General features: G+C 60.8%; 27 protein-coding genes and 3 pseudogenes. 9 read left to right on the top strand and 21 right to left on the bottom strand.

Translation table 11 applies throughout. From position 1 onward, the window contains the following. Window positions 1–13: 13 nt before the first annotated feature. The 12 genes from FQV27_RS17310 to FQV27_RS18940 all read right to left on the bottom strand — a co-directional run bounded on the left by FQV27_RS17310 (window position 14) and on the right by FQV27_RS18940 (window position 9,005). Window positions 14–1,045, bottom strand: coding sequence for a TrbL/VirB6 family protein (locus tag FQV27_RS17310; RefSeq protein ID WP_090525148.1), 1,032 nt, complete (start codon window positions 1,043–1,045; stop codon window positions 14–16). After that, entirely contained in the window at window positions 1,045–1,620 is a 576-nt protein-coding gene (locus FQV27_RS17305; protein WP_147100987.1) for a hypothetical protein, read from the bottom strand. Before FQV27_RS17305 ends, FQV27_RS17310 begins: the two co-directional genes overlap by 1 nt. Before the next feature lies 1 nt (window position 1,621). Next, window positions 1,622–2,413, bottom strand: coding sequence for a type IV secretion system protein (locus tag FQV27_RS17300; RefSeq protein WP_090525144.1), 792 nt, complete (start codon window positions 2,411–2,413; stop codon window positions 1,622–1,624). Beyond that, window positions 2,410–3,510 (bottom strand): lytic transglycosylase domain-containing protein, encoded by a 1,101-nt coding sequence (locus FQV27_RS17295; RefSeq protein ID WP_186827360.1) that lies wholly within the window; start codon window positions 3,508–3,510, stop codon window positions 2,410–2,412. Before FQV27_RS17295 ends, FQV27_RS17300 begins: the two co-directional genes overlap by 4 nt. Window positions 3,511–3,553: 43 nt before the next feature. After that, on the bottom strand, window positions 3,554–3,703 hold the full coding sequence (locus FQV27_RS18945) for a hypothetical protein (protein WP_156116963.1): 150 nt from the start codon (window positions 3,701–3,703) through the stop codon (window positions 3,554–3,556). 1 nt (window position 3,704) lies between these two features. Beyond that, a complete protein-coding gene (locus FQV27_RS17290) occupies window positions 3,705–6,068 on the bottom strand; it encodes a VirB4 family type IV secretion/conjugal transfer ATPase (protein WP_147100983.1) in 2,364 nt (787 codons plus the stop codon). Next, window positions 6,061–6,339: a VirB3 family type IV secretion system protein gene (locus FQV27_RS17285; protein WP_147100980.1), complete on the bottom strand. Its 279-nt coding sequence runs from the start codon at window positions 6,337–6,339 to the stop codon at window positions 6,061–6,063. The genes FQV27_RS17290 and FQV27_RS17285 overlap by 8 nt, the downstream gene beginning before the upstream one ends. Further along, entirely contained in the window at window positions 6,339–6,647 is a 309-nt protein-coding gene (locus FQV27_RS17280; RefSeq protein ID WP_186827359.1) for a TrbC/VirB2 family protein, read from the bottom strand. Before FQV27_RS17280 ends, FQV27_RS17285 begins: the two co-directional genes overlap by 1 nt. Window positions 6,648–6,658: 11 nt before the next feature. Next, complete coding sequence (locus FQV27_RS19235; RefSeq protein WP_246133161.1) at window positions 6,659–7,249, bottom strand: lytic transglycosylase domain-containing protein; 591 nt, start codon at window positions 7,247–7,249, stop codon at window positions 6,659–6,661. Between the two features lie 133 nt (window positions 7,250–7,382). Beyond that, window positions 7,383–7,709, bottom strand: coding sequence for a hypothetical protein (locus FQV27_RS19230; RefSeq protein ID WP_246133160.1), 327 nt, complete (start codon window positions 7,707–7,709; stop codon window positions 7,383–7,385). 406 nt (window positions 7,710–8,115) lie between these two features. Then, window positions 8,116–8,784, bottom strand: a complete 669-nt coding sequence (locus FQV27_RS17270; RefSeq protein ID WP_147100976.1) for an acyl-homoserine-lactone synthase — start codon at window positions 8,782–8,784, stop codon at window positions 8,116–8,118. A gap of 11 nt (window positions 8,785–8,795) precedes the next feature. Further along, on the bottom strand, window positions 8,796–9,005 hold the full coding sequence (locus FQV27_RS18940; RefSeq protein ID WP_186827358.1) for a hypothetical protein: 210 nt from the start codon (window positions 9,003–9,005) through the stop codon (window positions 8,796–8,798). 120 nt (window positions 9,006–9,125) lie between these two features. Between FQV27_RS18940 and FQV27_RS17265 the strand changes: the two genes are divergently transcribed. From FQV27_RS17265 to repC (FQV27_RS17250), 4 genes are all read left to right on the top strand, one after another. Beyond that, complete coding sequence (locus FQV27_RS17265) at window positions 9,126–9,746, top strand: helix-turn-helix transcriptional regulator (RefSeq protein WP_147100974.1); 621 nt, start codon at window positions 9,126–9,128, stop codon at window positions 9,744–9,746. Window positions 9,747–9,859: 113 nt separating this feature from the next. Beyond that, on the top strand, window positions 9,860–10,060 hold the full coding sequence (locus FQV27_RS17260) for a hypothetical protein (RefSeq protein WP_147100972.1): 201 nt from the start codon (window positions 9,860–9,862) through the stop codon (window positions 10,058–10,060). Window positions 10,061–10,121: 61 nt separating this feature from the next. Continuing rightward, entirely contained in the window at window positions 10,122–10,820 is a 699-nt protein-coding gene (locus FQV27_RS17255) for a hypothetical protein (protein ID WP_246133159.1), read from the top strand. Between the two features lie 296 nt (window positions 10,821–11,116). After that, a complete protein-coding gene (gene repC / locus FQV27_RS17250; protein WP_147100970.1) occupies window positions 11,117–12,343 on the top strand; it encodes a replication initiation protein RepC in 1,227 nt (408 codons plus the stop codon). Between the two features lie 218 nt (window positions 12,344–12,561). Here repC (FQV27_RS17250) and FQV27_RS17245 read toward each other — a convergent pair whose 3' ends face one another. From FQV27_RS17245 to FQV27_RS19355, 6 genes are all read right to left on the bottom strand, one after another. Beyond that, window positions 12,562–12,855, bottom strand: coding sequence for a putative quinol monooxygenase (locus FQV27_RS17245; protein ID WP_139599731.1), 294 nt, complete (start codon window positions 12,853–12,855; stop codon window positions 12,562–12,564). Between the two features lie 153 nt (window positions 12,856–13,008). Continuing rightward, window positions 13,009–15,255 (bottom strand): xanthine dehydrogenase family protein molybdopterin-binding subunit, encoded by a 2,247-nt coding sequence (locus FQV27_RS17240; RefSeq protein ID WP_147100967.1) that lies wholly within the window; start codon window positions 15,253–15,255, stop codon window positions 13,009–13,011. Window positions 15,256–15,267: 12 nt separating this feature from the next. After that, a complete protein-coding gene (locus FQV27_RS17235; RefSeq protein WP_147100965.1) occupies window positions 15,268–16,281 on the bottom strand; it encodes an FAD binding domain-containing protein in 1,014 nt (337 codons plus the stop codon). Beyond that, window positions 16,278–16,790 carry a (2Fe-2S)-binding protein gene (locus FQV27_RS17230; protein WP_147100963.1) on the bottom strand — a complete coding sequence of 171 codons (513 nt, stop codon included), beginning with the start codon at window positions 16,788–16,790 and terminating at the stop codon, window positions 16,278–16,280. Before FQV27_RS17230 ends, FQV27_RS17235 begins: the two co-directional genes overlap by 4 nt. A gap of 183 nt (window positions 16,791–16,973) precedes the next feature. Continuing rightward, entirely contained in the window at window positions 16,974–17,249 is a 276-nt protein-coding gene (locus FQV27_RS19070) for a catalase family protein (protein WP_222611731.1), read from the bottom strand. 19 nt (window positions 17,250–17,268) lie between these two features. Further along, a complete protein-coding gene (locus tag FQV27_RS19355; RefSeq protein ID WP_377768735.1) occupies window positions 17,269–17,538 on the bottom strand; it encodes an SDR family oxidoreductase in 270 nt (89 codons plus the stop codon). On the opposite strand from FQV27_RS19355, the pseudogene repC (FQV27_RS19225) reads away from it, so the two are divergent. Together repC (FQV27_RS19225) and FQV27_RS17210 are read left to right on the top strand one after the other, a co-directional pair. After that, window positions 17,522–18,620, top strand: a pseudogene (gene repC, locus FQV27_RS19225) (plasmid replication protein RepC); the annotation flags it as partial. The gene FQV27_RS19355 and the pseudogene repC (FQV27_RS19225) overlap by 17 nt on opposite strands. Window positions 18,621–18,800: 180 nt before the next feature. Then, window positions 18,801–19,022: pseudogene (locus FQV27_RS17210) on the top strand (DNA-binding protein); the annotation flags it as partial. Between the two features lie 215 nt (window positions 19,023–19,237). Here the strand turns inward: FQV27_RS17210 and FQV27_RS17205 are convergent. From FQV27_RS17205 to FQV27_RS17195, 3 genes are all read right to left on the bottom strand, one after another. Continuing rightward, the gene (locus FQV27_RS17205; protein WP_147100956.1) at window positions 19,238–19,729 is read right to left on the bottom strand and encodes a YciE/YciF ferroxidase family protein; all 492 of its coding nucleotides are present in this window, start codon (window positions 19,727–19,729) and stop codon (window positions 19,238–19,240) included. A gap of 90 nt (window positions 19,730–19,819) precedes the next feature. Beyond that, entirely contained in the window at window positions 19,820–21,880 is a 2,061-nt protein-coding gene (locus tag FQV27_RS17200; protein ID WP_147100954.1) for a catalase, read from the bottom strand. A 100-nt stretch (window positions 21,881–21,980) separates the two neighbouring features. After that, window positions 21,981–23,210 (bottom strand): NAD(P)/FAD-dependent oxidoreductase, encoded by a 1,230-nt coding sequence (locus FQV27_RS17195; protein ID WP_147100952.1) that lies wholly within the window; start codon window positions 23,208–23,210, stop codon window positions 21,981–21,983. Window positions 23,211–23,395: 185 nt separating this feature from the next. Between FQV27_RS17195 and FQV27_RS17190 the strand changes: the two genes are divergently transcribed. The 3 genes and pseudogenes from FQV27_RS17190 to FQV27_RS17180 all read left to right on the top strand — a co-directional run. Continuing rightward, entirely contained in the window at window positions 23,396–23,812 is a 417-nt protein-coding gene (locus FQV27_RS17190) for a CopG family transcriptional regulator (RefSeq protein ID WP_186827356.1), read from the top strand. A 31-nt stretch (window positions 23,813–23,843) separates the two neighbouring features. Next, entirely contained in the window at window positions 23,844–24,959 is a 1,116-nt protein-coding gene (locus FQV27_RS17185) for an extracellular catalytic domain type 1 short-chain-length polyhydroxyalkanoate depolymerase (RefSeq protein WP_147100950.1), read from the top strand. Window positions 24,960–25,001: 42 nt separating this feature from the next. Further along, window positions 25,002–25,187 (top strand): annotated as a pseudogene (locus FQV27_RS17180) (hypothetical protein); the annotation flags it as partial. Window positions 25,188–25,250: the final 63 nt, after the last annotated feature.

Genomic DNA, 25,250 nt, shown 5'->3' with positions numbered 1-25,250 from the left:
TGGCCTTGTCTGCTCAGTCCTTGCCGCCGCGCAGCAGCCGCATCTGGTCGAATTTCAGGCGGATCGCCGCCCCGCGCTCGCGCAATTCGCGATCCCGGTCCTGGGCCTGCTTTCGCGGATCGTCCGAGGTGCCGGCGCGCGCGGCGCTGGCGATGGTCGCCGCCTCACGGATTTTCTGCACGCCCGGCACATTCTGGGCCGCTACGCCGAACCCGCCCTGTCCGAGGCGCAGCGCCTGCGGCGTGATATTGGCCAGGTGGAAATGGCCGGTAATATTCGACGCCGCCGAGGGGATTGCCTTCAGCGCGAAGATGCCGACGAAAACCACAACCAGGAAACCAATGATCTGGCTGATCGTGTCCACATTGTCTTGAGGTTCGAACTGTTGCCGAGCCACGGCTACAATGGTTGCGATGACCGACGAGGCGGCAATCGGATACATCAGATAGCCGACGAAGCTGCTCAGCCAGGCTTCGAACATGTTCTTCGTGCGCTCGAAGATTGTCGCCACCATGGCGATCGGTGCTATGCCAATCAGGAAGGCCAGCATGATCTTGGCAAAACCGACGATGAGGACATAGATGCCCATCAGCAGCGCCAGCAGCGCGAAGAAGAAGGCACCGAGCACGCCGCGAACGATTGAGCCCTGTGCCTTGGCCACACCGTCGGCCGTGTCCGCCATTTGGGTAGCAAACTTATCCATAGCAGCATATGTGCTGCTGTCCCCGGTGGTCGCGGCAACATCGAAGAACCGCATGGCCATGTCGCCGCTGGCCGTGGCGAAAGCGTCATAGATCGGCCCGAAATTCGACCAGCTGAAGGCGAAGAAATAGACAAGGATGATCCGCACCGCGAGCTGGATCGAATCCCGCGCGTTCATCTGGTAATAGCCGATGGCCATGTTCATGCCGACCAGCACCAGCAGGATCGTGCAGACGATGGTCATCACCGGCAGCATCCCGGCAGCGGTCGCCTCGAAGAAGCGTTCTCCGGCGGTTATGACACTGGTGTCGATGGTGGTCAGGATATCGGTGACAATGCCCATCAGAATTTCCCCCCGCACATCGCCTCGACCTCATCGCGCAGCTTGCGCGACTGGTCGAAGTAGTCGTCTCCAAATTGATACCGGTTCCAGTCCTCGCCATGTTCAGCGGCGATCTGATCCTTGATCTTTTGGACCTCGGCGAAGGGCGCGACCTTGCCCGTGCAGGTGCAGTCCCGGCTGTCCAGCGTATGACGCATCAATACATAGCTATAGATCATGCGCGAAGCGTAACCATCCTCGCTTTTCGCCTGATAATCAGCCGAGTTCACCTCCGGCACCTTGTCGCAGGTCTCGTAAAGCACGTTCTCGGTCAGTGCCTCGGGCACATCGCCGGTCTCGCCCGCCGGCGGCGACATGCGCAGGTAATCGTCCTCGGCCTGCACTTCCTCTTCCGTCATCCCGAGATCGGGGCCGGCCTCATTGAAAATCTCGTCCAGCCCGGCAAAGGGATTGTCGTCAGCCTGGGTCACCAGGCCCTCGGGTGCGGGCGTCTCGCCCGGCCGCATCTGCGCCACCGCCACGGCGGCCACAACGGCAAGGACGGCAGTTCCGCCCAGGATCATGCGCTTTTTCATCTCAATCCTCCGGCAGCTTGATGGTCAGGTATTTCTCTTCATCGGCGGCGGTCGCGGCATCCATGATCCCGGCTTCGCCAAGGCTGACAGTCTGCACCGCCTCCATCGCCCAGATATTCGCCATCGCGATCCCGAGCTCGCCGGTGACGCGCGTATTCAGATCGATGGCTTCCTTCAGGTTCGTCGTGTCGCCAATCTGCTGCATGAAGCCGTCCATCCGCGTCAGGCTTTCCCGTGCCGCCTGCGACGAACTTTCCGCCGCCACCGACATGAAAGCGCCGACATTGGCCTGGTTGCCGATCCGCGCCGCAGACGGATCGTCGCTGCTTGCCAGCGCATCCACATCGCTGCGCTCGATGCCGGATTGCTCGAAGGTCTTGTCCACATATCCGCTGACACTGGTGCCGCCGATCTGGCTGGCATTTGCTAGCACGCCGGACCAGTTGCCCGCCTTGGCCGCATCGAGCGATTGCGACAGGTCCGAGAAGTCAGGCAGGATATCGCGGAGGAAACTGGCCGGATCGAGGCCGAGATCGGCCAGGCTCAATCCGTTGCGCAGCGCGTCGAGCTGCGCTTCCAGCGTCCTGATCTGCTCGACCAGTTTCAGCGTCTGCTCATCCAGCTTCACATTCTGCGCGATCTGTTCGCGCAGCTGAAGCTTCTGCTCGGCGATCATTTCCTGAAGCTTTGCAATGCTGGTCACATCGATCGTCGGCACGCCCTGGCCGAAGGCTGTCGGCGCGGCCATGATCGCCAGCACGGTCAGGCCGAGTTTCATCTTCGTCAAAATCATTGTTCCAACCTCACCTGCAAATATTTCTCGTCCTCGATATAGGCCTGGATCAGCAGCGCATTCCTGGCCGCCTCGATCTTCTGGCGCGTCGCCATCAGCCGGATCAGGATATTGCCCATCCGCGCGACCTCGCCCCGCGCATAGGTATTAAGATCCATCGCTTCCTTGACCGACCCCGTGCCCTCAATCTGGCTGAGGATAGACCGCAGCCGCGTGGCGGAAGCGGTCATCGTGTCCATTGACCAGGCGGCGTAATGCGTCCCGGCATCCGACAGGTTCGAGGCTTCGGCAATCGCCAGATCCCTGGGATCGAGCGTCCCGATCGCATCTGCCGCGCCGCCCATGCGCGCGGCATAGCGGCTGTAATAACCGCTGATCTTGCGCACATATTCCTGCGTTTCCTTGTAAGGCGGGATGCCATTGTATTTTTGGACCGCGCCGGGACCGGCATTATAGGCGGCAAGCGCCAGTTCCATCGAGCCGAACTTGCCCAGCTGTTCCAACAGGTATCGCGCCCCGCCGTCCAGTTGCAGGCGCGGATCGTCGTAATAGGCCGGATAGATACCGAGATATTGCGCCGTGCCGGGGATGATCTGCGTGAGCCCGAAGGCTGCCTTCGGGCTTTTCGCGCCGATGGAGAAATTCGATTCCTGCTTCACCAATGCCTGGAACCAGCAACGGAACTCGACCGCGTTGATGCCTGCCCGGCCAAGGGCAGGATGGCCGCCGAACTTGATGGCCGTCTCCGCGATCATCTGCTCGATCGTCACGGGCGCATCGCCCATGATCCGATCAACATAGGGGTTATTGTCGTCGATCGCATAGACCGTCGAGGCCGCATAGGCGCCGCCAGCGCCGCCGCCCTCTTCCAGACCCGGAATGAAGGCACTGGTGCCGGTCAGCAGTTCCAGCGTGCCATCGAGTGCCGCCAGCTGTTCCTCTTCCCGCGCCAGAAGCTCCGTCTGCCGCGCAGTTTCCTCGATCTCCGCAGTCCTGGTCTCATGGCCGGTGTCGAGTTGCAGGATGATGGCGAGAATGCCCTTGGCGTCGATATCGGGCACACCCTGGGCCAGCACCGCAAGCGGTGCCGCAGCCACGCTGGCCGCCATCAGCAGACAGGTTGCCCGCCTGCCGGTCTGATCACTTCGCCGCAGGAACATAGCGGAAATCGCAATCGTCGGACGGAAGCAGGGCCATGCTGGACCAGCAGTTCGATTTCTTGATCGGCGTCTCGCCACAGGCCGCCAGCAGCGGCAGGGCGGTCAGAAGCAGGATAATTGCCTTCGTCATCTTATTCGGTCCTCCAGAAATTCGGTCTTGTTGCGTAATCATCGCCAAAAGCCTGTTTCGCGGCAGTATCGCTGCCAAGCGCGGCCAGGAGCGGCCCCAATGCGGACAGATCGGCATTCAGCACTGTCGAGCCGGTATGACCATTGAACAGCACTTCGCGCTGTCCGCGCGATCCATTCAGCAGAAAGCCGATCTGGTTCTCGGTCAGGCCATAGCCGTCATAGTCCCGCTCGGTCGCGCGGCTGTTCGGAAACAGCATCCGGTTCGGTAGGCCTTCGAGGATCGACTTTGCCTTGCTGTCCCGGATCTGGCTTGGGAACTGCGTCATCAGAAACATCAGGACGTTCTGTTTCCGCACGGTCGGCAGCCATTTCGGAACCCGCAGCGAGAAATATTCGTCATCCATCACCCGGCTGGCCTCATCGATCAGCAGGGCAGTGGGTATATGATCCTCGAACATGAGTTCCAGGCGTCGGAAGATGTAGCTCAGCACCGCCGTGCGCTCGATCGGCAGGTCCAGGATCTCCGTCAGATCGATCCCAAGCACATTACCCGCTCCCTCGAATTCGACAATCGGGCGATCCGCTTCGCCGAAAACCCAGCCATAACGTCCCAATGGTCCCCATTCACCGATCCGCATGGCCAGGTTGCGGCCATCGTTCACATCGCCGATCAGGTCCTGGAAATGCCGGAAGTCCCGAAGCTCGGCCGGGGCCTGTCCATTCTGCCGGATCGCCGATTTCAGCGCCTCGGACTGCCAAGCGTCCAGCTTTTTACCACCCCGTTCTACCAGCGTTGACAGCCAGTCCATCTGCCAGGCCTCGCCACGCGGGCCGCTTTCCGTCAAAAGCGGGTTCAACCCGGTCGGCTGACCGGCAAGGATCTCCGCATAGTGGCCCCCAAGTGCCGTCACCACCGGGCGCAATGCCTTGTCTTTGTCGAAGAGGATGAGACGGATACCGGCCCGCATCGCCTGTGTTGCCAGGAATGCCATCGTCGTCGATTTACCCGCATCGGACGGGCCGAGAACCAGCGTGTGTCCAAGCGTCGGGTCGGCGGGCGCGGGCTTGCCGGGCTTGTGCCAGCTGAAGCGATGCGCGCAGCCACCAGCTGTCTCCATCACCGTGATCGGCGTCTGCCAGGGCAAACCCTCCGCCGGTGTGCCGGCATCTTCCATGTGCAGTGACGCCATGTCGGCGAATGTGACCGTGCTGACGGCCATTTCAAAGCACTGATAGTCCTGGTTGCCGGGGTGCTGTGCGAAGAAGGTAGCCTCCTGCGCACGCATTGTTCGCGTCAGCGTCACCTTCATCCGCTCGGCGATGCCGCGGATATGCGACACGCGGGCATCCAGTTCCGCTTCGCTGTCCGCGAAGATCGTGATCGACAGCTGATGCGCGCCGATCCCGAGTTTTCCGGTCTCCACGTCATCGGCGGCCTGAAGCAGTTGCGCCTCGATCGTCGGCACCAGATCGCCAGCGGCACGGATCTGGTTGACGCGGCGCTTCACCCGTCCCGAAATCTTGTGATTGGCGACCGGTGTGAAGGAATGGCAGATCACCGTGTCAATCGAGGTGTCGAGCGCGTCGAGCATTCCCGGCCAGGTGGTTTCACTGTATTTCCAGATCGCCAGCGTCGCCGCATATCGCGGCCGGTCGAAACCTTCCTCGATCTTCATCGATCCCCTGTTCGGATCGAAAGCCACGGCGATATTCGACACATCCTCGGCGATCATGGTCCGCGATCCACGATATTCCTTGCGCAGAACCGCCGTGTTGATGGCCGACAGGAAGCCAAGAAGGCTTCCGTCACCGATCTTCAACCGGCGCGTGCGAACCGCAAGGCTTGTCTCGATGATCGACACAACCTCACGCAATTCGTGCAGCCGCTTGGCCGTATTATTGTCGAGAAGGCGGTTGGCCGCCTTCCCGAAGAGCGGCACCCGCAAGGGCTGCACCTGGTTGCGAACGATCGTCAGCACCAGCACGAAATCATGCAGGTTCCTGCTGGCCAGATGCGCCTGCCAGGCACGATCCACATCCGCCGCAAATCCATCACCACGGATCGGCTTCAACCCGAACTCCGCCGGGCGCATCATCCGGTGGACATAGATCGTGAAGCGTTCATCAAGCCCGTCGAGGACATGTGCAAACGCCCGCCGCAATTCGCGGATATCGCCGTCCGAACTGGTCGCGCCGTCGATGCCGGTCACTTCCATCGCCATCATCAGGCCGTTCTCGCGGGTGCGGATCGTTTCGTCATCGACTTCCAGCACATAGGGCATGTGCCTGTAGAGCTTCATGTCGGCCGGCAGGACCGCCCGCGCACGCTCGCTCAACTCGTTCATGTCGCGGGCGTTAAACATAGCGACGCACCCTTTTTTCCCTGGTTGCCGCCAGTTTCGGCGGCGTCCGCTGAAAAATGACGGCCAGTACACGATGGCCGTGTGGGTTGATGATCGCGGCGACACGGGCTACCGGATACCAGAACAGTCCAGTCAGCAGCCATGGCATCCACTTGAACCAGATGAAGGGCAACATGATCAGCGCCCCGACCGCCAGCGTATAGGGCATGGGCAGGCCAGCAAGATTGGCCTGCCTCGAAAGCCCGAGAATGACGGGGGTTCTCTCGGTCATCAGGTGAACACCGCTTTCAGCTGCGTGACGATATTGGTCGCGCCGAAAGCAAAGAACGCGCCGACGCAGATCATCAGCACCCACATCCAACTGATGCGGTTGAAGGCCGCCAAGAGCCCGGTCACGATCAGGGCCACTGTGAAGAAGATCGTGATCGGGTTGCCCTTGAGCCAGGTCAGGAAGCTCGTGCCGAGCGTGTCGATCTTGCTGAACTGGACCTGCTGAGCCATGGCATCCGTCGCTGCCAGTCCGACAAGCGCCACCATCAGCAAGCACAGCGTCAATTGCGAGTAATTCACTTTCGTCATGGCAAATCCTTTCATTGTGCTGCCATCAGTCGTTCATGGTGCGACAGGATCGTCACCACGTAATTCCTTGTTTCGCGATAAGGTGGGACGCCGCCGTATTTCTGGACGGCGCCGGGACCGGCATTATAGGCGGCAAGCGCCAACATCGGTGACTTGAAGGTCTGAAGCTGAATCAGCAGATAGCGGGCGCCCCCATCCAGGTTCTGCATCGGATCGCCCGGATCGACGCCGAGTGTTGCCGCCGTTCCGGGCATCAGCTGCGCCAGACCGCGCGCACCCTTCGGACTGACCGCCCTCGGGTTGAACCGCGATTCCTGCCAGATCATCGCTTGGAACAGGGCCATCCATTCCGCGCGGGTCAGACCGGCAGCGGAAATCGCCGGGTGGTTCTGATATCTCGCCGCGGTCGCACGCACCCCTTCCAGCGGCGTCGAATAGTCGCCGACCGCCCCGCGCGTCGCGATGAAATTCATCTGATCCGATGTTGAAACGCCCGCAGGCTCAAGCTCGTCGGCAGATGCTTCTTCGAGCTTCGGAGGCACGACCAGCTTTCCGCGCTGATCGTATCGAAAGACGGCGCGCGGTCGCGAATCCGCGGACACCTGTTCGCTTCCGGACGAGGACCTGAAACGGATCACATCCGCCTGAGCCACCGCCGCCAGCAACAGGGAGGAAAGTGCTGCTGAGAGTAGCCGGCTAGTCCACCGGTGAATTGCTGCGCGGAACCACCGTTTACTACTGCGATTCCAACGACTGCCAGGCGATCTGCGACTCTTTGGTGGGAATGGAGTGGATCGTGATCCCGAACTGATCAAGGAATGAGACCAATCCGTTGATCGATCTGAAAACCCTCGCCTCCATGCCTTTGCGGGCGGTGACCAGGGTTTGTTCGTATTTACCGTCTCCTGAGACGGCTTTGATGCCCCACTGTCCATACCAATAGGATTGGCGCTTTTCCGCGTCTTGTAGACTAATGACGACGATGCGCCACCCTTCGGCAAGCCGGTTTGGAATATCGTCTTCGCTGAGCACATTCGGAACTTCGTTTCGGATGATTGCCATAGCGAGTGATCCCATTAGTCGGCACCAACCGCAGCCACAAGGCTACGAGATGGATACAATATTGCAAGATTGCGCGCAAGTTGTAATATCGTACCGACGCACACTTTATTTCGTGCAGCAGTTATCATCAAGTTGACCAGCAAGCACTAGGAAAAAATGTCTCTTTTAGATCAAACATCTGCCTGGCAGGGCGCCTTCATCCTTACAATGCTCTTCTCACCCGTCGTCAGCGCAGAGACCTACGGCTACCAATGTACCGAGCCTATCCCGCCTCTGCTTCCAATCGGTGAAGATCTCGCAATGAAGTATAGGGATGAGATCGAGGCAGAGTTTCAGCGATACTTCGCAGAGGTCACCGACTATTCCGCCTGCCTTTCGGCCGCGCAGAGCACGGCCTTTTCGGAGGCTAAGACAGGATGGGAAGCCTACCGGGCATTTCGCGCCCAAGTAGGCGATCCAGCCCCCGACATTTCGTCAGAGCCGTTGCCGGGTCCATAACCGGGCACCGAAACGCTACAAACCTGCCGTCGTCGTTACCGACGACTTCCCCCATGAGCTGCACGTCCCAACCAAGCATGCGTGCCAGACGGGGAAAGGCTCGGGAGCCTAGAAACAGGCATTCGTCCGCAGATTCGGTAAACAGAAAGTCGTTAGCAGCCAGGAGCAGGGCTTCGACGACCTCGGGTTCGCGGGCAGCAACAAAGCGCGTCATCTCCCAAACGCTAGTGCTTACTGGTGGCTCGACCGCGCAAAGGTTTTGGGGTAGCCCCGGCAATAATCCAAGCCACGCATCCCGGATCATGTATGAATACGTCACCGACCCCGAGCCAAAGCGCCCGTCGGTCCGTTTCAGCCGCAGTCCACCAACAACATCACGGCCACGGTGGGCGACGATATAGACTGGATCAAAGCCACCATCATAGTTGTCGAACTCAAGCTCGTCGGTGTGAAAGATCGGCCAGCCTTTGTGGTCAACGAAAATTTCTTTCCGGAAAGCAAGGAACTTCGCCACCAGGTCCCAATCACGAACTGTTTGTGGCAGCCGCAGGACGGCTGTCTGAAGATCGTTATTCATGCTGGTCTCGCTCAAAAAATCTTTGTCTCAGCAGGTAACTTTGCCATGCCCAAGAACTGCCGGCCGCCGCGCCGCTTGTTGGGAAGCCACAGCGTTCCATCATCTCCAAGCTCAATGCTCACGATACCTTCAACGGCATATGTGTCGAAATAGTCGGTCAGCGTCTGCGCCATATCCCGTGTAAACTCTGCTACACCAACAACTTTCGTGTTCCGTATCATGCTGCACCATCCAAAGCTCACCTCTTGATAGACGGCGCGTATCTCATTGTCATTGACACTTCGACCAGCTTACCCATTTGGTATAGCCATTCGGGTAAGCCAAATGGGTAATGTCGTATTATGCTTGAACAACTGATACCCAATTTCCGGGAAGTACAGGACTACCTCTACAGTGTCGGGTCAACGGGTTGGATCCTCGGACTCAACGTCGACTTCATCAATGCAGAGCATTTGCTGAACCGATTTCCAGAAAGTTGGAACAAGATTTACGTCGAGCATAATTATATCTTCCGTGACCCAATTGTAGCCTGGGCTTCGTCGCGTGAAGGCGCCCTTCGCTGGTCAGAGGTTCCAATCGATGACATCGGCGGGCTGTTTGAGGCCGCAAGAGCTTATGGCCTTACCTATGGAGGGGTCCTCGCCAAGAAGGTCAACGGCAGGCGCTCATTCCTTACTGTTGCCCGAAACGACCGCGAGTTGACAGACGCGGAACTCGCCACGCTAAACGTCAAGTTTTCGTCCTGGCTGGATATACTCTATAACTTTGCCACACTGACGCCCGGTGAGTTGGACGTTCTCAAGGCACAGCGGGACGGAATGAGCTACAAGGAGGCGGCCCGAGCGCTCGGCATTTCGCCAGCAACCGTGAAGGTTCGTCTTGAAAGGTCAAAAACGAAGCTCGACGCTGCAAGCGCGACCAATGCCGTCGCTATAGCCATGGCACGACACTATTTCGATTAGCATACCCGAATGGGTAAGCTAATCGGGTATCATACTTGACCGGTTACCGGTTCGCCGATCAATAGGCAGTGCGGATTGGCGATAACCTATATCAATTGGTCAGAGAGAAACTGATGACACGACGTGCAATGGAAGCTCCTCGACTGTCGGCCGTGCCGACATTGCGGGTCAACGACGGCGAGCGCTCCGGTTGGCTCTACGTCTGGAATAATGGCGATGCTTCCATTTTTTGGGATGACGCGATCCGCCGGGCGACGCCGCTTCTCTGCCAGCCGCTGCCAGCGGCAGAGCTAAGCCGCCACTGTTCAGCCTGAACCTGATGTGCTACAAAATTGCAATATACGTATGAAATTGCAATTGTGTGCAGGTCACCTCATGAACATTCAAGGCTCAATATCAGCACTCTGCCTATCTGTTGCCGCGACAACTCTCGTTGTGACAGCAGAACCCGCCGACGCCTATCCGATTGATTGCGCCATTCTGCTGTGCCTTGCAGGCGGCTTTCCCGCGTCAGCGGAGTGTGCTGCCGCCAAGGTTGAGATGATCCGCAGGATCACGCCGTTTCCGATTGAACCACCCCTGCAGCTGTGGAACTGCCCCATGGGCGGCGGCTCAGGCGGCGCGGCCATCGCCGGCTTGGCTTCCTTCGGCCCCGATGGCCTGACCCCGGAAGTGCGCCAATACCGTGACGGCATCGAACTTTATCACATCAAATACTACAGCCGCACGCGCAACCAGGACGGATCCTACAACGTACAGGATATTGCCGAGTCTGGCGCATATGATTCAGAGGGCGATTTCTATTGGTCACGCGCCAGCTTCGGGCATGGCCCGGCCTGGCTCGCGGGCGCGGTCGGCGGCAGGCGCGAGCCGGTTGAGAAATGCGTCAGCACCAGCAGCGACGGCACCTGTCGTCGTTACGAAACGGTCGGCTATACCAACGTCTATGGCTCAACTGGTATTGGCGGCTTTACTGGTGCCCCCACTTCCTGGACGCCGAACCGCCTTCGCGGGGTGGCGATCCGATATCTGGACTATCAGGGCAACGAACACGCCGAGTTCGTCAGCTACTAAGTGTTAATGGCCGCCTAGGCCGCAACACTAAAATTTGCGGGGAATCGTAACACGGTGTATTCCCGACAGAACAACAAAAACAGAAGGCGCAGCAGAACCAGCAGCATAAAAAGCAAAACCCCCGCGCGGGGCAATCCGGCGGGGGGGCTTAGAACCAAGGTCTACCAAACCTCAGCACTTGACATCTTAGGTCTGTTCTAGCCTCTCCGAACATCGAGATCAACGAAAAAACGCGCTTGCGCGAACAATAAGGTCTTGCCCGGAAGCCTCGTCTTTCAAAAAGAACGGAGCAGACAATGATCACCACATCCGTCGCCCTAGAGCGGCATCAATCCCCCGAACGCGCAGGTCCACGCCTTTGCAGGGACCATCTGATTTCACTGGTTGAGCGTGTGGCCCCCATGCTTGGCCTGTCCCACGGCGCTACCCACATCTTTCGTATCATGGCCTCTTTGACCAAGCCGCGAGACTGGACAACCGCAGGCGGCGATCCGTGCTGTTACGCTGCCCAGGTCGAGTTGGCGCGGGTGGCGGGCGTTTCAACTGCGACCTTACGTCGCCACGAAGCCGGGCTCGTCGCCGCCGGGCTTGTTGGAAAGCGCGTCGCCGCCAACGGCAGCCGTTCCAGTCGGCACGGATGCGGCATCTTTTTCGGGCCGACGATTCGCCGCGCTGCCAAGTTTCAAAGCCGTCTGGACGATCTTGAAGCAGTGCGCCATCAGCACGCCTCACTGCGAGGGCTTCGCTCGATCCACAAGCGGCATCTGAACGGGGCGATTGCGGCCATGGCAGCCGTTGGCCACCCCTCAGCCAGTCATTACGCCCAAGTAATTGACGAATGGCCCGACGCCGGGCAGCTGCACCGGATGGATATTTCTGAGCTGGCGGCGCATGTCGAGGCTGCGGATAACTCCAGCAGAGAAGCGGTCAGAATCGTAGAAAATATTGAAAATTCAAGCGTTCGACCGCTCAATTTTGAGCGGCCCTATATACAAGATACAACGCAAGAAGAATCTTTGTCCTGTAGTGCACCGCACATAAAAAGGAACGCGGGCAAGCCCGCGCAAGACAATCTTGATAGCGACGCGTCTGCCGACGCGCCGCAATGCAAAGAAAAAGATGATGTGGGTCGCAGCGCCGCTTGCAAGAGCGAGTTTCTCGCCCGGCTTGGACCGCAGCGTCTTTATGAACTGGCCGGCGATGGTTTCCAGATGTATCTCGACGCCCGCAGTGACCGAGAACAGCTTACATTCCACGATTTTGTTGTCGCGGCTCATCATGTCATGAGGGATAGAGGCATAAATCACTCCGCCTGGATCGAGGCAATGGAACTCATGTCCGAGGACGAGGCCATGATCTGCGTTCTGATCATCGACGCCAAATGCTCAGATCCGACGATCCGCATCGCCAGCCCAGGAGGTTATCTGCGCGCCATGGTGCGGGCCCGAAGTGCCGATAAGCTAAACCTCGTTGGCAGCCTCATTGGTCTGTCCGAAAGACGTCGGGACATGACGACCGCATGATAGCCGCCGGCCTCAAAACAGACGAGCGGACGCCTAAGCGCCCGCCCTCACCTTCGCAGCCATCGGCGTCCCCGCATGTACTGCTTCACCACGTTTGTCGGACAGTCTCGTTCCGCGTCCTGGAAAGAGGGCCTGTTCCGGCCCTCTTTCCAAGGGGTGGGTCCTCGCAATGCTCGCTTCCTCCAGCCAAGCCCGACGGAATGGTGTCGAGCACTATGCTATTTAGCTGCCAGTAGGGTGAACTTATGAATCTGTGGCGGTTCGGAAAACAGCTCATCCGCCTTGTCCATCAGTGCGGCGGCAACCTTGCCGTCAAGATGCGCCTGCCGATCTTCCTCTGTGTCGAACGTATCAAAGATCGCGTACGCACCGGGGCCTTCCTGGATCGCATACCAGGTCAGGGTACCGGGCTCGGCTTGAACGAGCGGTAGCGCCGAGGTCAAGAAATCCGCGACATCGCTCTCTTTTCCGGCCTTGGCCTTCAGTGGCACGTACAGCGCAAGTTTGGGCATCATCAACTCCTCAACATAAATGACCAAGTCTTAGTTTGCACGATAACGAACGAGACCGTGGAAGCGTTCCCAGCGGTCACGCGCTCGATAACGCAGCGATGGAAGACGCAATAGTGTAGCGAAGGCAGCTAGCTGCCCGCGTGAAACAGTGCATCATTCCAGAATCTTGTCGATCGTGATCGGCAGGGACCGGACCCGCTTGCCAGTCGCATGATAAATTGCGTTGGCGATCGCCGCAGCGGTGCCGACAATGCCAATCTCGCCTAAGCCTTTCACCCCGAGCGGAGTCACCTCAGGATCGGATTCATCGACGAAGATGACTTGAATATCATGGATGTCGGCGTGCACGGGCACATGGTATTCGCCGAAATTGTGATTCATCCAACGACCCAGCCGGTGATCGGAGAACGTCTCCTCGTGAAGCGCCATACCAATGCCCATAACCACGCCGCCGAGGATCTGGCTGCGCGCAGTCTTCGGGTTGATGATGCGGCCAGCAGCGACGGCGTCGACGATGCGGGTGACGCGTACAACGCCCAACTCCTCATCCACCCTCACTTCCGCGAAGATTGCGCTATGGGTGTTCTTTGACTTGTGGAGGCCTTTCCACATGTCGCCGAACCCGGGAGCAGCGGTTGCTTCCTCTTCGATCTCCGTCAGATCGGCGGCACGCATCGCATCGCCGAATGGCACGCGGACCGTCGGCGTGTCCTTCAACACGATGCATCCGTCCTCAAACAGCACATCTTCTATTTTCGCTCCGTCCAGCGGTTCGCCGGCGATCTTCCCGGCCGCCTTCAGGAGCTTCTTGCCAACCGCTTGGCACGCGAGCTGGACCGCTGCCCCAGACGATGCCGCCCCCCATGACCCGCCTTCGACCGGGGCAGCCGGGAGGTCGGAGTCGCCCAGCTTGGCAGTGATCTGCTCAGGGGGCAGGCCCAGCGTGTCGGCGGCGACCAAGGTCATCACAGTGTAGCTGCCGGTGCCGATGTCTGAAGTCGCGCATGCTACTTCCAGATGGCCGTTGGCGCTGAGTTTGGCGCTGGCGGACGTCTTGGAGAATTGTGCGTCCCACATGCCGGTCGCGCAGCCCCAGCCGATCAGCTCGTTGCCCTCGCGCATCGACCGCGGTTCGGCCGACCGCTCACTCCATTTGAATGCCTCGGCCCCCTCGCGGAACGCCTCCCGCAGCGCCTTGCTGGTATAGGGCGTGCCGTTCATTGCATCGATGGGTGAGTAATTGATGAGCCGAAACTCGAGGGGGTCGACCTTGGCGGCATAGGCCATCTCGTCGATTGCTATCTCGAACAGCGTCATGCCGGTTGCCGCCCCCGGCGCGCGCATGTCTGCTGATGTTGGTGTGTCGATCTGAGCGAGGGTGTATTCAGCGTCGGCGTTCGGGCAGTCGTAATTCATCAATCCCCATGTGACGACATTCTCCATGTTGTCCTCGTAACGCGAGGTGGAGGTGGTCGCCGCGTTCCGGATCGCGGTGAGCTTGCCGGTCGTCTCCGCGCCCAAGGCGATACTTTGTACTGCCTGCGGGCGGTAGGCGTGGCTGAACATCTGCTGGCGTGTCATCGTCACCCGTACGGAGCGTTCAAGCATCTTTGCGGCTAGCACCGCGAGAAACACCTGATGCTGCGGTCGGAGTCCGGAGCCGAAGGCGCCGCCGACATAGGGGTTGAGCACGCGTACCTTCTTTTTCGAAAAGCCGAAGACGCTGGCAAGGTAGGCATGCACCCCCTGCGAACCTTGGGTCTTATCCCACACGGTGATGCTGCCGTCGCCGTGCCATTCGACGGTGGAGCCGAACATTTCCATGGCATTGTGGTGTTCCGGCGCGAGCCGGTAGTCGCCGGCCACCCTGAGCGGGGCGTCCGCGAACGCCTGCGCCGCGTCCCCACGGTCCTTGGGTGGCACGTAGCCGCTGCGCTTTTTCTTCGGCACATACTCATCGTCGAGTGCGACGTCGAAGTCGGTGTTATGCGCCTCCGTCTCGTAGGCGATCTCGATCAGGCTGGCGGCGTAGCGCGCTGCCTCGAACGTCTCGGCCAGCACCAGCGCGATCGGTTGCTGGCTGAAATGGATGCGGTCATCGTAGAGTGGCCGGAACGGAGAGCCAGGAATCTTCATCTCGTCCTGGTAGCTGTGGTCTGTCCAGGCGACGTGCGGCCGGTTGAGATGTGTAATGACCTCGACAACGCCAGGAACAGCGCGCGCCGCGTCCTCATCGACGCTAAGCACGCGGCCTTTGGCGATCGCGGCCTCGACGATGTAGCCGTACAGCAGGTTCTCCACCGGATGCTCGGCGGCGTAGCGCGCCGTGCCAGTGACCTTCTCGACGCCATCGACGCGGTTGATCGCGCTGCCGATTCCGATCTTCGCTGCGGTAGCCATGATGTCTGCTCCTTAAGCGATGCGCTTGTCGGTCTGCGATTGCGGGGTGGCCTCGGCGGCCTGCTTCAGCGCACGGACGATCCCCTTGCGCGCGAGCGGGATTTTGAAGTCGTTCTTGCCCTGACCGACCGCTCCGGCGAGGAGGGCATCGGCGAAGGCGCTGAATGTCTGCGGCGACGGCTGCTGGCCTTTCAGCAGCTTCTCGGCTTCGGTGCTGCGCCATGGCTTGTGCGCGACGCCGCCGAGCGCCACCTGCGCTTCCGCGATCGTGCTGCCTTCGATCCGCATCGCGACGGCTATCGACACCAGCGCGAAGGCATAGGACAGACGATCGCGCAGCTTCAGATAGGTGTAGTTCTTGGTGAAGTCCTCGGCGGGTAGGTCGATGCCCGTCACCAACTCGCCCGGACGCAGCGTGTTGTCGCGCCACGGCTCGTCGCCGGGCAGCCGATGATAATCGGCGATCGGGATCGCGCGGTCACCTTCCGGCCCGGTCACCTGAACAATCGCGTCGAGCACTGCCAGAGCGACGCACATATCCGAGGGATGTGTGGCGATGCATTGGTCACTCGCGCCCAGGATGGCGTGGATACGATTGACCCCGCCGATTGCACCGCAGCCGGAGCCCGGCTTACGCTTGTTGCACGGCGTTGCGACATCATAGAAGTAATAGCAGCGCGTGCGCTGGTTGAGGTTGCCGCCGTTGGTCGCGGCATTGCGCAACTGAGGGCTGGCGCCGGCGAGGATCGCGGAAGACAGCAAGGGATAGCGCTGCTCGACCCGCGCGTCCCACGCCGTGTCAGAGTTCGGCACGAGCGCGCCTAACCGCAGCCCTCCGCCGTCCAGCTCCTCGATCGCGTTCAGCGGCAGGCGATTGATGTCGATTACCGTCGTCGGCTGATCGACGTTTTCCTTCATCAGGTCGATCAGGTTCGTGCCGCCCGCCAGGTAGCGGACCTGCTCTCCCGTGCCTGCCTGTACTGCTTCGGCAACGCTGGCCGGACGGGCATAGTCGAAGCGGTTCATGCCTGCTCTCCGATCACGTCGAGCACCGCATCGATTATGTTCGTATAGGCGCCGCACCGGCACAGGTTTCCGCTCATCAGCTCGCGGACCTCGTCACGGGTCCTAGCCTTGCCTTCATTGATGAGGCCCTGCGCCGAACAAATCTGGCCGGGTGTGCAATAGCCGCACTGGAAGGCGTCGTGGTCGCAGAAAGCGGATTGCAGCGGATGGAGGTTGCCTGGCTGACCGAGCCCTTCGATCGTCGTGATTTCCGCCCCGTCCAGCGTCACCGCCAGCTTGAGACACGAGTTGATGCGGCGCCCGTCGACCAGCACGGTGCACGCGCCGCACTGGCCATGATCGCAGCCTTTCTTGGTGCCGATCAGGTCTTCGCCCTCCCGCAGCAGGTCGAGCAGCGTCGTCCAAGGCTCGATCGCGCGGGTGCGTGTCTGACCGTTGATCGTCAGCGTGGTTGGCACCCTGCCGATCGGCATGGCAGCGTACGTGGCGGAATTGACGGCTGTCGACATGATCGGTGCCTCTTGCTTCGGCTTAGGCCGGGATGGCTGTGATGTCAGCGGTATTTTCTTCAGTAACACCGTTCTCGCGGTGGCGAAAGGGGACAGCCATGATAGACCTGAAGCCGTGCGCGCATCACCCACCCGAGCGACGGATGGGCGGCCAGGCTGTGGGCTGGGCGGCAGGTCATCACGTCATCGGAAATAGCTGGCGCGCGCCAAGCTGTAGGCTTCCTGCGCGGGGCTGCGAATCTTGGCCGCGGTGCGATGCTGTTTGCCCTGTGACGGCCACTCGACCAAGGCGTCCTCGATCGGCTGCGTCTCCGCGTTCGCCCAGAGCTGGACCTTCAGCTCGAATACCGCATCGTGATCGCGGAAGTAATTGGTCGGGGCGTGGCGAAAGCCGTCCTCGTCCTCGTGCGGGTCGAGTTGCCACTCTCTAAGCGCATCCTGTGTCGGAGATGCCGGCACGGCACCGACGCATAGTCGATCAGCAGGTCCTGCCCGCGATAGGCGGTGACGGAGGTCGTGCAGATGATGGATGCACCCTTCTCAAGATGCGCAATGCCGCCTGCACCATGTAGAAATGACCGCCGATGTTCGTCTGGCACGTGCGGAAACGCTGCTCTTCGGATATCTCTATGACCTCTTCCCGCGCATGCTGTTCGGCGGCGTTGCAGATCAACACGTCAAACCTGCCGAACCTGTCGAGGGTCCGGCTTACCGCTTCTTCGCAGAACCCCTTGCGCGAGCTCTCCAAGGCGCAAGCGGCCTTTGGCGTGTCAGAACGTGATTTGACCGTTTTGCAGGGGCTCCTCAGCTTCTTTCCAGACGATGGACTTGGCGGGAACGCCGAGATGGTAGTCTTCCCCTCGAACAAGACGATCTGTGAGCGCCTGAATGGGATGCCGTGCTCAACGATGCGTCGTCACCTCGCGCGTCTTGTCGAGGCTAGTTTGCTTCAGAGGCGTGATAGCCCCAATGGAAAGCGCTACGTCCGCAAGCACGGCGAAGAGAGCGTCGCCTTTGGCTTCGATCTCTCCCCGCTCTACTGCCAGTCCGAGGAGATAGCACGGGCCGCAGAGGCCGTACGTGAGGCTGAGGAGCGCGTCAGGCGTCTGAGAGAGGTTGTAAGCCTCATGCGGCGTGATCTCGCGGCCCTCGCGGCGTTCGGAGACGAGATGCAGCCAAGCCTAGGTATCTGGGACCAGCTTCATGACAAGGCTATCCTCACAGCGCGCGCGCTTCGCCGCAAACTTTCAATTGAGGTCCTCGCGGCCTATCGAGACGATCTTGAAGCTCTCCGAGACCAGCCACGAAACATCATTGATGGCTCTGAAACAGAAGAAATGAACACCAATGATGCCCGATCTGAGCGTCACCATCATAATTCAAATAAAGAATCTATAGATCATGAACCTGCTTTAGAAAAAAGCGGGGCGGCGCCCGGCGTGCCAGATGTGCACAGGGATGAGCCCGCGGCTGACGTCGATGGAACAGGGCACAAGACGCCCGCCAAAGATCCCGCTGCACCTGGTGATCGCGGCATGTCCCTCGCTCAAGACCGTCTACCAAGGGGAAATTCGTCATTGGCACCAGCTTTTCGATGCGGCATGCCATGTGCGACCAGCGATGGGGATTAGTGCGTCAGCATGGGAAGACGCGCAGCGGTTCATGGGTCCGGAGCAAGCGTCGATCGTCGTTTCTGCCATGCTGGAACGCGTTGAGTACATCAGATCGCCTGGTGGATACTTGAGAGCTCTGACTGCCAAAGTTGCGGTCGGTGAGTTTTCCTGTGGGCCGATGGTCATGGCATTGATTGGACGACGATCTGCAGCTTAGCAGCTGTTAACGTTAAGAGACTGCGTACTGTTCCGCCACCTCGGGACTGACGATTTAACAGCTGTTAAGGTCCTGTCTCGGGAGCGCCAGAACAGGAGAGGGACAGGTTTGTTGGTTTGAGGGGTGACGGGAAGTGAGATCGGAAGAGTGGCTTCCGGCGTCCGTCGCGGAGAAGATCTGATGGCGAAATCTGCCCAGAAAGTCACCCTGTCCCCGTCCCGGGACATTCCCTTCGACAAGCTCGTGCTGAGTCAGTCCAAGGTCCGGCGCATCAACGCCGGCATCTCGGTCGAGGAACTGGCCGATGACATCGTCCGCCGCGGGTTGCTGCAGGGCCTGAGCGTTCGGCCCGTTCTGGCGGATGATGGGTCCGAGACGGGTAAGTTCGAAATCCCCGCTGGCGTGTGAACCGGCATGCAAAATTGACCCCGTAGCGGGGTGATCGGCGTCCAAAAATGACCCCCTTATGCCGCTCTTCGGCATGCAGATCGATGGCCCGCAATCACCATTCTCATCGTGTTGGTCAGGGCGGCGGCGATATGGCGAGTTCGGTCACCCGACATGAAAAGAAGCCCGCCTGCAGGGGCGGGCTTCTGAAAGTGGCTTCCGGCAACCGGTTACTTCTTCGAAGCCTTGCCGGAGGCGTTGATGACCGTCACCGCGAGCGCGGTGAGCTTGTTGTTAGCGGCCTTCTCCTCGTCGAGGATGGAGGTCAAAAGCGAATGCGCTTCCTCATTCCCCAGAACCTTGGCCCATTCGCGCAGCGTGCCATAGCGGGCGATCTCGTAATGCTCAACCGCCTGCGCGGCACCGATCAGCGCGACATCCAGCGCGTGTCCGCTGGCTTCCTCGATCAGGCCGTCAGCCTCTTTCAGAAGGCCATCCATGGCATCACATTTCTCGCCCTTGGCTTCCTTGCCGATCGACTTGAAAACGGCTTCGAGCGTCTTGATGTGCCCCTTCGTCTCCTTGAGATGATCGTCCATCGCCTTTTTCAGGTCGGCGCTGCTGACCGCCTTGGAAACCTTGGGCAGCGCCTTGGACAGCGCGTTCTCGGCCCAATAGATATCCTCCAGCGTATGTTCGAATGCGTCGTTCAGCGTCTTCATCAGATATTCTCCCTGGTTGTGTAGACGTTGTTGAACCGGCGCCTGGAACGTTATCCAGGCGCCTTCCGGACTGTCACGGCACCTCCGCGATCAGGCCAGATCACGGACCTTCGGCTCGCGATCCCAGTAGCGCAGCTTGGCCGCCTCAGGCAGACCGGCCAGGTCGGTGACGCCCTCATCCGGCTCGACACCGGCGCGGTCCATCAGCGCCTTGGCCCCTTCGGTCGCGCCGATGGCCTTGAGATGCGCGAAGGCATCAGACACGAACGCCACAGCCGCACTATCCTTGGCCAGCTTGGCCGCCGCCTCGGTCGTCAGCACCAGTGCCACCGCGTCAAACAGCACCGAGGGCGAGCCGGCCAGTTGACCGTCTGCCTTCATCGTGCCGCCATCCAGCGGCAGGCCGCCGACCTTGGGCGCAACGGTGAAGACGGTGCCCTTGGCGGATTCGACCGCCTTTTTCAGCGCCTCGACGTCGGACTTGCTCGATCCCTCGTCGAAAAGTATCGCGACCTGACGGCCTTCCAGCGACCTGTTCCAGTTCTTCTGGATCGACAGCGCGTCGGACGGGTCAAGATCGACCGGTTCCTTGAACGGCTTGACTGGCTTCGGCAGATCCATACCCAAACCCTTGGCGACACGCTTGCCGAGATCGGGATGGACCACCTGAAGATGGCTCAGCATCCGTTCGCGGATATGGTCCAGAGAGACCTTGGACAGCTCGAACACGATGGCCGAGGCAACATGCGCCTGTTCGTTCTCGGTCAGCGAGTTCCAGTACATCCGCGGCTGGCTGTAGAAATCACCGAAGCTTTCCGCGCGGATCCTCAGCTTCTCGCCCTCGACCGGCTGTTCGGCGGTGCGGAACCCGGTGCTGACAGGGCGCGGACCGGGATCCTCGCCCGCCTCGTTCAGGCTGTTCGGTTCGTAATTCGCGCGGCCTTTCGGCACATGGGTCTGCATCAGCCCGTCGCGCTGCATGTTGGCGAAGGGGCATTTCGGCGCGTTGATCGGGATCTGGTGGAAATTCGTCGTCCCCAGCCGCGATTTCTGCGTGTCGAGATAGGAAAACAGCCGGCCCTGAAGAAGTGGATCATCGGTGAAGTCGATTCCCGGCACCACATTCGAGGGAAGGAAAGCCGCCTGTTCGGTCTCGGCAAAGAAATTGTCGGGATTGCGGTCCAGCACCATGCGGCCGATCACGCGCAGCGGCACGACCTCCTCGGGGATCAGCTTGGTGGCATCCAGCACGTCATAAGGCAGCGAGTCGGCCAGCTCCCGATCAAAGACCTGCACCGCGAACTCCCATTCCGGGTAGTCGCCACGGTCGATCGCTTCCCACAGGTCGCGACGGTGGAAGTCGTTATCTGCCCCCTGTGTCTTGGCCGATTCGTCCCAGATCACAGACTGCGTGCCCAGCTTGGGCCGCCAATGGAACTTGCAGAAGCTCTCCTCGCCCGCCTCGTTCACCAGCTTGAAGGTGTGGACGCCGAAGCCCTCGATCATCCGCAGACTGCGCGGGATGCCGCGATCCGACATCGCCCACATCAGCGTGTGAAAAGTCTCGGGCATCAGCGAGATGAAATCCCAGAACGTGTCATGGGCCGAGGCCGCCTGCGGATAGGCGCGGTCGGCCTCCATCTTCACCGAATGGATCAGGTCGGGAAACTTGATCGCGTCCTGTATGAAGAAGACCGGGATATTGTTGCCGACCAGATCCCAGTTGCCCTCGTCGGTATAGAACTTCACTGCAAAGCCGCGCACGTCGCGCGGCGTGTCGACCGAGCCGGCGCCGCCCGCCACCGTCGAGAACCGGGTGAAGACCGCCGTCTTCTTGCCCTTCTTCGCGAACAGGCTGGCCCGGCTGAGTTCGGGAATCGGATCGGTGCATTCGAAATAGCCATGCGCGGCCGAGCCGCGCGCGTGCACAATCCGCTCGGGAATCCGCTCGTGGTCGAAGTGGAAGATCTTCTCGCGCAGCACGAAATCTTCCAGCAGGGTTGGCCCGCGCGATCCGGCCTTCAGGCTGTTCTCGTTGTCCGAAATGGGAACACCGAAATTCGTGGTCATGGCAGGCGTATCGCCAGCAGCGATCTGCTGCATCTCGCCCGCATTGCCCGTTTCGGTTGTGAAATCTTTGTCGTCGGCCATCGATCCTGCCTTTCAGAGGTGGACTAAAGCTTGGGCGCCGCGCGCTAGGCACGTCGCGTGAGCAAAACCGCTGAGGTCACAAGCGGTTCCACCGATTAACTTATCTGAAAGCGAAAACCGCCTCGTCCGGGTCGGTGCGCCCTGCGATCTTCGCAGCGATGATCTGGGCGCCGATCACCGAGAAGGTGATGCCATTGCCACCAAAGCCCATGATCGTGTGGATGCGGCTGTATCCGGGCACCGTGTCAATGATTGGCAGCCCGTCCTTTGTCACGCTGAACGGGGCCGACCAGGTGTAGGCCGGCTTGCCGATGTCCACCCCCGTCACGTCGCGCAGTTTCTCGGCGATGACCTTTGCCTTCCGCGCCAGCTTCGCGGGGTCCGAGTTGGTGCTTGCCGCATCCTCGTCCTCTCCGCCCGCGATGATCCGGCCCGACGCATCGGTCCTGAAGTAGAGATAAGGCTCGGCAGCCTCCCAGACGATGGTGGCCCGCATCCAGTCCGGAAGGGTCTTAATCGGCCGCGACGCCAGCGCCCAAGTCGAGGTGACGCGGTGGGACGGGCTTCGCATCTGCGGCAGATGTTCATAGCCGGTGCAGAAGACCGCGTGATCCGCGGTCAGCACCTCGCCCTGCCGCGTCGCCAGCGCGATCCCCCCGGGCAGTTCGGCCAGATCGGTGATCTCGACCGGCGAGATCACCCGCGCCCCGCGGCCCATCGCACAGGCCAACAGCCCCGCCGTCAATTGCGCCGGATTGGCCGAGGCCGAATCCGGCGACAGGATCGCCGCCTGGCGATCGATGCCGAACCGCTCCATCAGATCAGCACGGCTGAGATATTCGGCGGCAATGCCGATCTTGGCCCGCGCCTCGGCCTCGGCCTGCAGGGCGCGCTTGCCCAATTGGTTGCCCGCCAGATACAGCGCCGGCTTGCGCTCCATCGAGCAGTCGATCCGTAGCTCCTTGACCAGCTCCACCAGATCATTCGTCGCCTTGACCGAGCGGAGCCAGGCCGCATTGGCTTTCTTTGGGCCGATCTGCTTTTGCAACTGTGTCAGCGGCACGTCGATCTCGTGCTGGATCATCGCCGTCGAGGCCGGCGTCGAGCCGCGCACCGGCGAGCGGCGGTCGAGAATCAGCACCGAACGCCCCGCCCTGCTCAGCGACTCGGCCATCAGGGCGCCGCTGATCCCTGCGCCGACGACGATGACATCCACATGACCGGCCTCCGCCTCGCGCTCGGCCGTCACGGTCGAATGCGGAGTCTTGACCCAGAACGGGGTGCCTGTCCTGAGGTCATCCTTGCGGGTCTCGGCGTCGCGATCTGGCATCTCTCTCTCCGAATGGGGCGATTGGCATCTGCCAATGCACCGCGAAACGAAACGTTCCGCGCAATCACCGGAAAGACGCCACAGCTACTAGGGCAGACGGGTTGATTTTTGCAAGTCCCGGTCCAAGCACTCTTGCAGGAACGCCGCGAGCATTCCATATACCATCCATACAGATGGAGATTATCATGGAGAGCATCACTCGCCTTCCGGAAAGACAGGCCGAACCTGTAAAGATCACCATTAATCTTGGCCATGTCGATCTCGGCCGCATGGACCTGCTCGTGCGCGAGGGCTTCTATGCCAACCGGACGGATTTCATCCGCACGGCGATCCGCAACCAGTTGACCAGCGAGGGCCGTTCGGTCGCGCAATCGATCGACCGGCACCAGCTTGAACTGGGAATGTTCGACATCACCCGAGCCGATCTGGAGGCCATCGCGACGGCCGGGGAAAAACTGCACCTCAAGGTCGTCGGACTGGCGCGGATCGCGGCGGATGTATCGCCGGCGCTGGCCCTGTCGACGATCGGCTCGCTGAATGTGCTCGGCTCGCTTCAGGCATCGAAACCCGTCAAGGCCGCCCTCAAGGACCGCATCACCTGAGGCTCTGCGCCTCGCCACAAGGAAGAAGCCGATGAACACTGATTTCGAGACGGCCATGCGCCGGGCGCTTGAGAAGACGCGCGCCAGCGATCCCGCGGCTGCGACCGCGCTGATCCAGGAAGCCCTTGTGGACAAAGGGCTGGCGGACAGCCGGCTGGCGCTTCCGGGCGGCCTCGAAAGGCTGAAACCGCCGGCCCCGTTCGAAAACCCGTTCGGCAGCCTGATGCGCGATGGATGCCGGCCCTGCGCCGGTGGCGGTTTGATGCAGGGCTTGGCCCTGCCGCGCCTGCCAACTGGCGGAAAGATCGAGGTGCCGGAGGGCGCCCGCTATGAAACCCGCATCCACTCCGGCTCCGCCGGATCGCGCGGCTATACGCTCTATATCCCGACCAGCCGCCCCGAAGGGTTTCGTGGTGTCGTGCTGATGCTGCATGGCTGCACGCAGACGCCCGACGATTTCGCGCGCGGCACGCGAATGAACGAGGCGGCCGAGAAGGCCGGCCTCATCGTCGCCTATCCCGAGCAGTCGCGCGCCCACAACATCCAGTCCTGCTGGAACTGGTTCCGCCCGGAGGATCAGGCGCGGGACCGGGGCGAGCCGGGGATTCTCGCCGGAATTGCGCGCGCCTTGCTGGCCGAGTTCGATCTGCCGAGCGATCGGGCCTTTGTCGCCGGCCTATCCGCTGGCGGCGCGATGGCCGCGATCTTGGCCGAAGCCTATCCGGATCTCTTTGCCGCGGCGGGCGTGCATTCCGGCCTTCCCGCTGGCGCGGCCAACGATATCGTCTCGGCCTTCGCGGCCATGCGCGGCGAGGGCCGAGACGGACCGCGGTCGCAGCGGAGGCCGATGATCGTCTTCCACGGCTTGGCGGATACGACCGTCGCCCCTGTAAATGGCGACCGGCTGGTCAGCGGAGCAGGCATCGAGACCCGGCACGAGGGCAATGGCCGCACCTGGTCGCGCCTAATCGCTAGCGATGGCTCGGAACTTTGGCGCGTCGAGCAGGCCGGCCATGCGTGGTTCGGCGGCGATCCCGCAGGCTCCTATACCGATCCGCTCGGGCCCGACGCCACGGGCGAGATGCTGCGATTCTTTACGCAAGTGGTCGAAATTGATGTTGCACGTAGTGAGATCAGTTCTCGCTAGCGCTGAAAACACGGCCAAGGTCGTGATGATACTCGATGGTTTGGTGTTTGCATGGCAGAGCGCCTTTGCGCGAATGCGCTCGTAGCGGCAGAACGGCGTGTCGATGCCTGGATCGTCGGTCGGCTGGACGATGACATGCGAAGGTGGCTCGATGGACTTCTGGCCGAAGATGCGGGCGGCTCGGTCACGCGGTTCGTCTGGCTGCGTCAGCTCGAGATCGGACGCAGCCGCGTGACCTACCTGCGATCTGGGGGGCGGAGTACCCCGAACCCTCGGGCCTCGCCCGCGATC

This window comes from Paracoccus aurantiacus (genome assembly GCF_007993065.1).
Taxonomy (GTDB): domain Bacteria; phylum Pseudomonadota; class Alphaproteobacteria; order Rhodobacterales; family Rhodobacteraceae; genus Paracoccus; species Paracoccus aurantiacus.
The sequence above is the reverse complement of the archived record's forward strand: the minus strand, read 5'-3'. Positions and strand labels throughout refer to the sequence as shown.

What these genes read in the sequence shown, in the direction of transcription:
- FQV27_RS17305 (WP_147100987.1), bottom strand. Translation starts at nt 1,620, where the DNA reads ATGAAAAAGCGCATGATCCTGGGCGGAACTGCCGTCCTTGCCGTTGTG.
- FQV27_RS17300 (WP_090525144.1), bottom strand. Translation starts at nt 2,413, where the DNA reads ATGATTTTGACGAAGATGAAACTCGGCCTGACCGTGCTGGCGATCATG.
- FQV27_RS18945 (WP_156116963.1), bottom strand. Translation starts at nt 3,703, where the DNA reads ATGACGAAGGCAATTATCCTGCTTCTGACCGCCCTGCCGCTGCTGGCG.
- FQV27_RS17280 (WP_186827359.1), bottom strand. Translation starts at nt 6,647, where the DNA reads ATGACGAAAGTGAATTACTCGCAATTGACGCTGTGCTTGCTGATGGTG.
- FQV27_RS17285 (WP_147100980.1), bottom strand. Translation starts at nt 6,339, where the DNA reads ATGACCGAGAGAACCCCCGTCATTCTCGGGCTTTCGAGGCAGGCCAAT.
- FQV27_RS17235 (WP_147100965.1), bottom strand. Translation starts at nt 16,281, where the DNA reads ATGAACCGCTTCGACTATGCCCGTCCGGCCAGCGTTGCCGAAGCAGTA.
- FQV27_RS17190 (WP_186827356.1), top strand. Translation starts at nt 23,396, where the DNA reads ATGGAGAGCATCACTCGCCTTCCGGAAAGACAGGCCGAACCTGTAAAG.
- FQV27_RS18940 (WP_186827358.1), bottom strand. Translation starts at nt 9,005, where the DNA reads ATGATACGGAACACGAAAGTTGTTGGTGTAGCAGAGTTTACACGGGAT.
- FQV27_RS17255 (WP_246133159.1), top strand. Translation starts at nt 10,122, where the DNA reads ATGAACATTCAAGGCTCAATATCAGCACTCTGCCTATCTGTTGCCGCG.
- FQV27_RS17290 (WP_147100983.1), bottom strand. Translation starts at nt 6,068, where the DNA reads ATGTTTAACGCCCGCGACATGAACGAGTTGAGCGAGCGTGCGCGGGCG.
- FQV27_RS17195 (WP_147100952.1), bottom strand. Translation starts at nt 23,210, where the DNA reads ATGCCAGATCGCGACGCCGAGACCCGCAAGGATGACCTCAGGACAGGC.
- FQV27_RS17230 (WP_147100963.1), bottom strand. Translation starts at nt 16,790, where the DNA reads ATGTCGACAGCCGTCAATTCCGCCACGTACGCTGCCATGCCGATCGGC.
- FQV27_RS17245 (WP_139599731.1), bottom strand. Translation starts at nt 12,855, where the DNA reads ATGCCCAAACTTGCGCTGTACGTGCCACTGAAGGCCAAGGCCGGAAAA.
- FQV27_RS17270 (WP_147100976.1), bottom strand. Translation starts at nt 8,784, where the DNA reads ATGAATAACGATCTTCAGACAGCCGTCCTGCGGCTGCCACAAACAGTT.
- repC (WP_147100970.1), top strand. Translation starts at nt 11,117, where the DNA reads ATGATCACCACATCCGTCGCCCTAGAGCGGCATCAATCCCCCGAACGC.
- FQV27_RS19230 (WP_246133160.1), bottom strand. Translation starts at nt 7,709, where the DNA reads ATGGCAATCATCCGAAACGAAGTTCCGAATGTGCTCAGCGAAGACGAT.
- FQV27_RS17260 (WP_147100972.1), top strand. Translation starts at nt 9,860, where the DNA reads ATGACACGACGTGCAATGGAAGCTCCTCGACTGTCGGCCGTGCCGACA.
- FQV27_RS17205 (WP_147100956.1), bottom strand. Translation starts at nt 19,729, where the DNA reads ATGAAGACGCTGAACGACGCATTCGAACATACGCTGGAGGATATCTAT.
- FQV27_RS17310 (WP_090525148.1), bottom strand. Translation starts at nt 1,045, where the DNA reads ATGGGCATTGTCACCGATATCCTGACCACCATCGACACCAGTGTCATA.
- FQV27_RS17200 (WP_147100954.1), bottom strand. Translation starts at nt 21,880, where the DNA reads ATGGCCGACGACAAAGATTTCACAACCGAAACGGGCAATGCGGGCGAG.
- FQV27_RS17185 (WP_147100950.1), top strand. Translation starts at nt 23,844, where the DNA reads ATGAACACTGATTTCGAGACGGCCATGCGCCGGGCGCTTGAGAAGACG.
- FQV27_RS17265 (WP_147100974.1), top strand. Translation starts at nt 9,126, where the DNA reads ATGCTTGAACAACTGATACCCAATTTCCGGGAAGTACAGGACTACCTC.
- FQV27_RS17240 (WP_147100967.1), bottom strand. Translation starts at nt 15,255, where the DNA reads ATGGCTACCGCAGCGAAGATCGGAATCGGCAGCGCGATCAACCGCGTC.